We start from the raw sequence: 8710 nt of genomic DNA on the forward strand, positions 1-8710 counted from the left end.
GCCGTACCGGTTTAAAGTTAATCCACTATAATATCCGCAACACAAACACAAGAAAGAGACTCAAAATGAAAGAATTGATCAAACTCGCCGCTGCATCGCTGATCGGTATGTCCGGTCTGACCGTCGGCGCTACCCACATCGCCGACAATATGCGTACCGCGATTAAAAAATAAGCTCTGGCTGTTTTAACTCCCCAAGCTGTCGGAAGTCAAAGCAAAGGTCGTCTGAAAAGTTTCAGACGACCTTTTTTGATTTGCCCGACGGGTCAAACGACGGCGGGACACAAAACATCATCGCGACGGTTCAAACCAGACGATTTGTCTTTTATCGATATGTATCGGCACGGTATCGCCGGCGGGTAGCTGTCCGGCGGGCAGAAGGGTAGTCAGTTCGCCGTATTCGGGGTGGGCGAAGGTCAGGCGCAGGCTGTCGGGCAAGGGGGTGAGGGACAGGATGCGGCAGGGTGTACCTTGCGGGTCGGGACGGATGGCGTGTGTCGGGATGTGGCGCGCATCGTCGGTGTTGGGCAGCCCGAGCAGGCGGGCGGCTTGGGCGTCGGCGGGGCGGCGGAAGAGTTCGGCGGGCGTGCCGTATTGGAGGATGCGCCCTTCGTGCATGAGGGCGATATGGTCTGCCAGCGCGGCGGCTTCTTCGGGGGAATGGGTTACGAGGACGGCGGGGATGTTTTGACGGCGGATGCTCTCGTCAGTCAGGCGGTAGAGGTTGTGGCGCAGGTGGGTGTCGAGGCTGGAGAAGGCTTCGTCCAAGAGGAGCAGGGACGGTTTGATAATCAGGGCGCGGGCGAGGGCGAGGCGTTGCTGTTCGCCTCCGGAGAGGCTGCCGGGTTTGCGGCGGGCTTCGTTTTCCAAACCGATGTCGCGCAGCGCCTGCATGGTTTGTGCTTCGATTTCGGCTTTGGGCAGGTGGCGCATTTTGAGTCCGAAGCCGACGTTTTCTTGGGCGGTCAGGTGCGGGAACAGGGCGTAGTCTTGAAACATCAGCGAGACGTTGCGCTTTTCGGGCGGGACGGCGGTGATGTCCTGCCCATCCAGCCAAACTTCGCCGCTGTCGGGCTTGACAATGCCGGCGATGATTTTGAGCAGGGTGGATTTGCCGCAGCCGGAGCGTCCGAGGACGGCGAGGGTTTCGCCTGCGGAGACGGTCAGGCTGATGCGGTCGGCGACGGTTTTGCTGTCGAAGCGTTTGCAGATGTCGGTAAGTCGGAGCATGGGTTTCAGACGACCTTTTGGGGAATCGTGAAAGGGAAACGGCGGGGTTTTGTTTATTGGTTTCGTTTAGCGGCAAAGGCTGTCCAGCCAAAGGCTTAGCGGATGCTGCCTGTCGAGCGCGCCGTAGCGTTTGAGGGCTTCGAGGGTAACGAGCTGGGCATCGTGCATCATGGTTTGGGACAACATGGTTTCGACAAGTTGCGAAACGTTCATCAATTCAAACCCTGCGACTTCGCCGTCTTGGTTTTCGGGGCGGACGGTTTCGGGCAGGACGATGTCGAAGATGTGCAGGATTTCGTTGTGGATGCCGCGCGAGACGGGACGCAGGCTGTGGATTCGGGCGGCGGGTCGGAGGGTGTCGAGGGCGGGCGGCATCAGTCCGGCTTCTTCTTCGCTTTCGCGGCAGACGGCTTCAAACGGGGTTTCGCCGCTGGCAATGCCGCCACCGACGAGGTTGTCGAGTTTGTTGGGATCGATGGCTTTGTGCGGGCTGCGGCGGCCTATCCAAAAATGCCAGCCGCCGTCGGTTTGCACCAGTCCGTTGAGGTGGACGGCTTGGCTCATGAGTCCGAACGGGCGGAAGGCGGCGCGTTCCAACGCAAAAAGCACCTTGCCTGCGTCGCCGCACACGTCAAACTTTTCGTCGCGCCAGCCGTACAGCAGTCCGAGGCTTTTCCATTCGTGCGCCAAGTGCTGCAAACTGTCGCCCATCGCCAGCCAGTTGTCCGTTTGCAGGCAGAGGTCGTCTGAAATTTCAGAAAGCCCTTCCTGCCAGTCTTGTTTGATCCGTTCGCGCCAAAACGGATTCAGACGACCCAAAGCCAGTCCGTTCAGATAGAGCGTGTTCCAGTCGTCCGAGGCGCCGTAACTTGCCCGCGCCCAATCGTAGAGCGCGTCGTGGGTGCGGCGGTCGATCGTTTCGGAAAAACAAGGGTGCGAAGACATGGCCGTTCCTCAGTCCAATCATAAACATAAAGCGGATTGTATCTGCTTTGTTTCAATTTGCAATCAACTCTATCCATAGCCGGACGGTACACGATGCAAAGCCAAACCGCCCGAAAACCGCTATAATCGTCCCATTCTGTCGGAGGTCCAACACCATGAGCGAATTGAGCGAAATTCTCGCCTATAATCAAAATTTTGTCGAATCGGGCGAATACGAAAAATATTTCACCGACAAATATCCCGGCCGCGAACTGGCCATCCTGTCCTGCATGGACGCGCGCATCATCGAACTGCTGCCCGACGCGCTCGGACTGAAAAACGGCGACGCCAAGCTCATCAAAAACGCCGGCGCGGTCGTTACCCATCCTTGGGGTTCCGTCATGCGCAGCCTTTTGGTCGCCGTGTTCGAACTCAAAGTCAAAGAAATCATGGTCATTGCCCACTACGATTGCGGCATGAAGGGGCTGAACGCCGCCGGTTTCCTTGAAAAAGTACACGAAAGCGACATCCCCGACGACCGCATCGAAACCTTGCGCAACGCGGGCATAAACCTCGACAACTGGCTGACCGGTTTCGACAACGTAGAAGACAGCGTCCGCCACACCGTCAAAGTCATCCGCAACCACCCGCTTATGCCCGCCGACATCGCCGTCCACGGACTCGTCATCCACCCGACCACCGGCAAACTCACCCTGGTTGTCGACGGCAGTCCCGAGGCAAAAAGCCTTTCAGACGACCCCGACAACCCATAAACCCGACAGGTCGTCTGAAACCCAAACAGAGCGCACACCCCACACCCAAGGACACCCATGAAAAACATCGGACTTTTCGGCGGCACCTTCGACCCCATCCACAACGGCCACCTCCACATCGCCCGCGCCTTCGCCGACGAAATCGGACTCGACACCGTCGTCTTCCTGCCCGCAGGCGACCCCTACCACAAAGACCCGTCCCGCGCCCCCGCCCAAGACCGCCTCATCATGACCGAACTCGCCATCGCCGACGACCCCCGCTTCGCCGCCAGCGACTGCGACATCGTCCGCGACGGCGCGACGTACACCTTCGACACCGTCCAAATCTTCCGCCAGCAATTCCCCGCCGCCCAACTTTGGTGGCTCATGGGCAGCGACAGCCTCATGAAACTGCACACTTGGAAAAAATGGCAGACCCTCGTGCGCCAAACCCACATCGCCGTCGCCATGCGCCAAGGCGACAACCTCAACCAAACCCCGCGCGAACTCCACGCCTGGCTGGGCGAAGCCCTCCAAAACGGCAGCGTCCGCATCCTCAACGCCCCCCTGCACAACACCTCCTCCACCCAAATCCGCCAAACCCTCCAAAGCGGCAGACTTTCAGACGACCTCCCGCCCCAAGTCGCCCGCTACATCCGCGAACACAAACTGTACCAAAGCGGAAAATAGCGTAAATTCATACAGATAAGTTATAATACCGTCCAAACCCCATTTCATTCCCACCATTAGGAAAACAATGAACGAACAAGAACTGCAAGACCTGCAAAAAATGGTCGAAACCGCCGTCGAAGCCCTCGAAGACATCAAAGCCAAAGACATCTCCGTCCTCGAAACCCAAGAAAAAACCTCACTGTTCGCCCGCATGATCATCGCCAGCGGCGACAGCACCCGCCAAATCAAAGCCCTCGCCAACAACGTCGCCGTCAGCCTCAAAGAAGCCGGCTTCGAAATCCTCAGCACCGAAGGCGACAGCGGCGAATGGACGCTCGTTGACGCAGGCGACCTCGTCGTCCACGTCATGCTGCCCGCCGTCCGCGACTTCTACGACATCGACACCCTCTGGGGCGGCGAAAAACCCAGCTTCCACGCCGGCGCGCAAAAACCCTGGCACGCCGCCGACTAAGCCATCACCCCAAGCCGTCTGTGCATACAGACGGCTTTATTGCGCACGCCGAATCTTATAGTGGATTAAATTTAAACCAGTACGGCGTTGCCTCGCCTTGTCGTACTATTTGTAATGTCTGCGGCTTCGTTGCCTTGTCCTGATTTAAATTTAATCCACTATATCTTTGCCCAAACTGAAGTTTTCAGACGACCCCTTGACCGAACAACAACAATATCGGCTTCAAGAATCCCGTTTCAACATCATTCAAACCAAAAGGTCATCTGAAACCTTTCAGACGACCCCATCCGACCAAGGAAACCCATGAACATCACCGTCCTCGCCGTCGGCACCAAAATGCCCCGCTGGGTGGACGAAGCCGTCGGCGAATACGCCAAACGCTTCGGACGCGACGTCGCCTACACCCTCAAAGAAATCAAACCCGAAAAACGCGGCGCAGGCGTCAACGCCGCACAAGGCATGGCGGCGGAAGAAAAACGCATCCTCGAAGCCATCCCCCAAGGCGCATTCCTCATCGTCCTCGACGAACGCGGCAAAGCCCCGACCTCCGTCGAGCTGGCGGAACACCTCAAAAGCTGGCAGCAAAACGGCGAACACGTCTGCTTCGTCATCGGCGGCGCCGACGGCATGACCGACCGCCTCAAACAACAAGCCCGCATGATGATGCGCCTCTCCAGCCTCACCCTCCCGCACGGTATGGTGCGCGTCCTGCTGACCGAACAGCTCTACCGCGCCGTCTCCATCCTCCATAACCATCCCTACCACCGCGAATGACAAAAGCCGTACCCATAGGCAGGCTTTTCGGCTTAAAAGTAATTACTTGAAGTTATAGGAATTTTTTGTTACAAACAATTTAATCAAGAAAATCCTTGACACCTTCCCGGAATGAAAGTATAGTTTTAGCTTCTGACGCGGGATGGAGCAGCATGGTAGCTCGTCGGGCTCATAACCCGAAGGTCGTAGGTTCGAATCCTGCTCCCGCAACCAATTTTAAAAACCCTCGGTTTTCCGAGGGTTTTTTGTTGCCCGCCATTTCGGTAAAACGGCAAACAGGTTGGTTGCTGCGGGAAGGCGTTATGACCGGTTCGTTTATTTTTGATACATTCTCTGTCCTCGCGCAGGTGGGGCGGAAATGGCGCGCCGACAAATAAGCGGTATCGATGTAAACGGGCCGGCTATGCCGTATTGTAAAAGGTCGTCTGAAAACTTTCAGACGACCTTCAATCTTTTTTCTCAATATGCAGCAACGGCTTAACGTTTTTTCTTGGCGTTTTTCTTTTCGGCGGCGGCAAGGCGCATGGCGACGAATTCGACCATCAGTTCTTTTTTCGTCCAGAAGAAGTTTTTCATTTTTTCCAGAGAATAGATTTTGCGTACCATCATGGGCAGGCCGGCATGGATGATGGCGGCGACTTCGCCGTTGCGGGTTTCGTCCGCCATGGCGGTTTTGAGGTCGGTCTGGTTGGCGGCAAGGTAGTCGCCGAGTTGTTTTTGAACGCTGGTGCTGATTTCAAATTGCTTAATCATGTTTTCTTTCCGTTTTGTGTTTTTCCCGCGGGGAGTGGGTATATTAGTTTAATTACATATGCATTCTAACAAAATCTAATCTTATTGCATATAAACAGTCTGGAATTATGATGTGATTTACCATTTTTCGGGCATAAAACAGACAGTCGTTGACATAAAGAAAACAGCCGCTGCGGTTTGGCGGGTAAAATACGCGTTTTCGAGCGTGAGGTCGTCTGAAAATGTATTTGTGGTTTAAGCTCTTGCATGTGTTTTTTGTGATTTCGTGGTTCGCCGGACTGTTTTACCTGCCGCGGATTTTTGTGAATCTGGCGCAGGTCGAAGCGGCGGAGCAGCCGGTGGAATATGAGCGGCTCTCGGCAATGTCGCGGCGGCTGTATAAGTTTATGTCGCCGTTGGGGTTCGGGACGCTGGTGTGCGGCATTGTGATTCCGTTTGTGACGGGCTGGTGGGGGCAGGGCTGGCTGCATGTGAAGCTGTCGATGGGCCTGCTGCTTTTGGCTTATCAATTTTATTGCGGCGCGCTGCTTCGCGGCTTTGAGGAAAACCGCAATACGCATTCGCACAAGTGGTACAGGGTGTTTAACGAAGTGCCTGTATTGATGATGGTCGTCGCTTTGTATATGGTGGTGTTCAAGCCGTTTTAAGGTGTGTGCGAAACCTGCAAAACCTGTTTTCAGACGACCTTCTTTTATATTGGAATCAAACAGATGACTATTGAAATCGAACGCCGCTTCCTGTTGAAAAACGATGACTGGAAGCGCGAAGCCTCTGCGCCGCAAGTGTTGCAGCAGGGCTATTTGAGCGTGGAAAAAGAGCGCACCATCCGCGTGCGCATTATTGACGATAAGGCTTGGTTGACTTTGAAAGGCTATATTTCGGATGTCAGCCGCAGCGAGTTTGAATACGAAATTCCTTTGGCGCACGCGCAGCAGATGATGGAGACGATGTGTCCGTTTAAGATGGAAAAACACCGTTATCGGGTGGAATTTAAGGGCTTTGTGTTTGAAATCGACGAGTATTTCGGCGATAACGCGCCTTTGGTGGTGGCGGAGGTCGAGCTGCCTGCGGAAGATACGCCGTTTGAAAAACCGGACTGGCTGGGCGCGGAGATTACGTCGGAAGGAAAATTTACCAATGCGTATTTGAGCAAACATCCTTATTCGACTTGGTAGGCGGGTTGGGGAATAACGGTACGCCGCCGATACAGGTAGCAGATTGTAGCGTGGGCTTTGCCCGTGGAAAACGGCTTGGGCGGTTGCCCGATTCACAATTTTGATCGGCGGACTCGCGGGCGAAGCCCACGCTACGGCCGGCTTAATTTAATTTACTGTGTCGGCTTGTTTGAGAATCACAAAGGTCGTCTGAAGGCACATTTTCAGACGACCTTTGTGATTTTTAGGTTGTAGCGTGGGCTTTGCTCACGGAAAACGGTTTGGAAGAGTGTCCGGTTCGGGATTAGATTGGCGGATTCGCGGGCAAAACCCGCGCTACGGCTGGCTTAATTTAATCCGCTATATCGGCTTGTTTGAGAAGCAAAAGGTCGTCTGAAAACCAGTTTTCAGACGACCTTTTGACTTTTTAGCCGATGTTAAGGCTGATAGCTGGGTTTCATGCCGTTGGGCAGGAGTTGCCAGACGTAGCCTGTGGTTTTCATTTTGCCGGCAACCTCGCCTGCTTCATCGCCGTAGCCCCAGAAGTAGTCCACGCGGACGGCGCCTTTGATGGCGCTGCCTGTGTCTTGCGCCATGATGAGGCGGTTGAGGGCTTTTTTGGTGGTCGGATGGGCGGTGGCGACAAACAGCGGCGCGCCTAAGGTGATGTAGTGGCGGTCGATGGCGCCTGCGTATTCACCCAAGAGCGGTGTGCCCAATGCGCCGACCGGGCCGGCTTCGCTGCTGCCGGTCAGTTCGCGGAAGAAGACGTAGCTGGGGTTTTGTCCCAAGACTTCGGCGAGGCGGCCGGGGTTTTGCTTCATGTAGGCTTTGATGCCCTGCATGCTGGTTTGTGAGAGGGGGAGGTAGCCTTTGTCCGCCATGTAGCGTCCGATGGAGACGTAGGGGTGTTCGTTTTTGTCGGCAAATCCGACGCGGATGTATTTGCCGGACGGGGTTTTCAGACGACCTGAACCTTGGATGTGCATGAAGAAGAGTTCGACGGGGTCTTCTGCGTAACCGAGGATGGGGGCTTTGCCGTTGAGCGCGCCGCCGTTGATTTGGTTGCGGGTGTAATAAGGAACGAAGCGGCTGCCTTCAAATCTGCCTTTGAGGGCGGTGCTGCGGGCGGTAATGGGGAATTGGGACAGGTCGGCGGTGTGTGTGCCGCTGTTGTCGATGACGCCGCTGTTGGCACCGGTTTGGCGGATGCGGACGGTGGCTTTGCTGCCTCTCAAATTGGCGGACAGTGGGACGGAAACGAAGTCGTTGGGGATGCCGTAGATGGGGAAACGGGCTTTGCTTGTGGCTTTGTCATCGCCGAGCAGGACGGGTTCGTAGTAGCCGGTGATGGTACCTGCGGGGTTACCGTTGTTGCTGACCTGCCAAGGGGTGAAATAGCGTTCGAAGAAATGTTTGGCTTGGAAATGGTGGAGGGGTGTCTGCATGGCTTGGGCGCAGACATCTTGCCAGCCTGCGCGGTTTTTCAGTTTCTCGCAGCCTAAGCGGAAGGATTGGAGGCTTTTGACGAAGTATTGGGTGTTCCAGTGCGGCAGTTCTTGGTGGGACACGACGGTGTAGGTCGCGCCGCCGCCGCTGACGGTGGTGCCGGCGGGGTCGGGTGTGCCGGTCGGTCGGTCAGGGCCTTTGACGGTGGTGGTGTCGACTTCGGGGAGGTTTTTGATGCGTTTGCTCGGGCAGGCGGAGAGGATGGCTGCGGTGATGGTGAGGAGTGTGATGCGGTATAGGTGTTTTTTCATAGTGCTGTCTTAAAAGCCGTCTGAAATCGGGTGGATGAGAATGTGGTTTGCAGACGGGATATTGGTCCGTTTATTCAAGAGCTTGGGATTCTAACACAGTTTTTCCGCCTGCTTCGGCTCAAGGCGTGAGGTCGTCTTAAAGCGGATGGGGCGGGTTTTCAGACGACTTTGTATGTTGTGGCGGATATTGTTTAAGAACGTGTTCATTGTCTCAGCCTCT

11 protein-coding genes, 1 tRNA gene and 1 pseudogene are annotated in these 8710 nt (G+C 55.5%); 8 read left to right on the top strand and 5 right to left on the bottom strand.

The window, feature by feature from the left end:
- Positions 1 to 290: 290 nt before the first annotated feature.
- Entirely contained in the window at positions 291 to 1229 is a 939-nt protein-coding gene (locus tag HMPREF3066_RS03595) for an ABC transporter ATP-binding protein (protein ID WP_070440502.1), read from the bottom strand.
- 66 nt (positions 1230 to 1295) lie between these two features.
- A complete protein-coding gene (locus HMPREF3066_RS03600; RefSeq protein ID WP_070440504.1) occupies positions 1296 to 2174 on the bottom strand; it encodes an NUDIX hydrolase in 879 nt (292 codons plus the stop codon).
- A gap of 155 nt (positions 2175 to 2329) precedes the next feature.
- Here HMPREF3066_RS03600 and HMPREF3066_RS03605 point away from each other — a divergent pair, with 155 nt between their 5' ends.
- The 3 genes from HMPREF3066_RS03605 (at position 2330) to rsfS (ending at position 4049) form a co-directional block, all read left to right on the top strand.
- Complete coding sequence (locus tag HMPREF3066_RS03605; RefSeq protein ID WP_019270002.1) at positions 2330 to 2926, top strand: beta-class carbonic anhydrase; 597 nt, start codon at positions 2330 to 2332, stop codon at positions 2924 to 2926.
- Positions 2927 to 2983: 57 nt separating this feature from the next.
- Positions 2984 to 3595, top strand: a complete 612-nt coding sequence (gene nadD / locus HMPREF3066_RS03610) for a nicotinate-nucleotide adenylyltransferase (RefSeq protein WP_003764780.1) — start codon at positions 2984 to 2986, stop codon at positions 3593 to 3595.
- A 67-nt stretch (positions 3596 to 3662) separates the two neighbouring features.
- Positions 3663 to 4049, top strand: a complete 387-nt coding sequence (gene rsfS / locus HMPREF3066_RS03615) for a ribosome silencing factor (RefSeq protein ID WP_070440506.1) — start codon at positions 3663 to 3665, stop codon at positions 4047 to 4049.
- A gap of 58 nt (positions 4050 to 4107) precedes the next feature.
- Here the strand turns inward: rsfS and HMPREF3066_RS13285 are convergent.
- Positions 4108 to 4215: pseudogene (locus HMPREF3066_RS13285) on the bottom strand (IS5/IS1182 family transposase); the annotation flags it as partial.
- Between the two features lie 137 nt (positions 4216 to 4352).
- On the opposite strand from HMPREF3066_RS13285, the gene rlmH reads away from it, so the two are divergent.
- Both rlmH and HMPREF3066_RS03625 read left to right on the top strand, forming a co-directional pair.
- Entirely contained in the window at positions 4353 to 4823 is a 471-nt protein-coding gene (gene rlmH, locus HMPREF3066_RS03620) for a 23S rRNA (pseudouridine(1915)-N(3))-methyltransferase RlmH (protein ID WP_009312525.1), read from the top strand.
- A gap of 136 nt (positions 4824 to 4959) precedes the next feature.
- Positions 4960 to 5036 (top strand) — tRNA-Met (locus HMPREF3066_RS03625).
- A gap of 264 nt (positions 5037 to 5300) precedes the next feature.
- Here the strand turns inward: HMPREF3066_RS03625 and HMPREF3066_RS03630 are convergent.
- Entirely contained in the window at positions 5301 to 5576 is a 276-nt protein-coding gene (locus HMPREF3066_RS03630; RefSeq protein WP_003762327.1) for a hypothetical protein, read from the bottom strand.
- A 221-nt stretch (positions 5577 to 5797) separates the two neighbouring features.
- Here HMPREF3066_RS03630 and HMPREF3066_RS03635 point away from each other — a divergent pair, with 221 nt between their 5' ends.
- From HMPREF3066_RS03635 to HMPREF3066_RS12735, 3 genes are all read left to right on the top strand, one after another.
- On the top strand, positions 5798 to 6223 hold the full coding sequence (locus HMPREF3066_RS03635) for a CopD family protein (RefSeq protein ID WP_070440508.1): 426 nt from the start codon (positions 5798 to 5800) through the stop codon (positions 6221 to 6223).
- Positions 6224 to 6286: 63 nt separating this feature from the next.
- Positions 6287 to 6751 carry a CYTH domain-containing protein gene (locus HMPREF3066_RS03640; protein WP_070440510.1) on the top strand — a complete coding sequence of 155 codons (465 nt, stop codon included), beginning with the start codon at positions 6287 to 6289 and terminating at the stop codon, positions 6749 to 6751.
- A gap of 235 nt (positions 6752 to 6986) precedes the next feature.
- Positions 6987 to 7127, top strand: a complete 141-nt coding sequence (locus HMPREF3066_RS12735) for a hypothetical protein (RefSeq protein WP_321178901.1) — start codon at positions 6987 to 6989, stop codon at positions 7125 to 7127.
- Positions 7128 to 7167: 40 nt separating this feature from the next.
- On the opposite strand, the gene mltA is transcribed toward HMPREF3066_RS12735, so the two are convergent.
- Complete coding sequence (gene mltA / locus HMPREF3066_RS03645) at positions 7168 to 8490, bottom strand: murein transglycosylase A (RefSeq protein WP_070440512.1); 1323 nt, start codon at positions 8488 to 8490, stop codon at positions 7168 to 7170.
- Between the last annotated feature and the right edge of the window lie 220 nt (positions 8491 to 8710).

Source organism: Neisseria sp. HMSC03D10 (assembly GCF_001807625.1).
GTDB lineage: Bacteria > Pseudomonadota > Gammaproteobacteria > Burkholderiales > Neisseriaceae > Neisseria > Neisseria mucosa.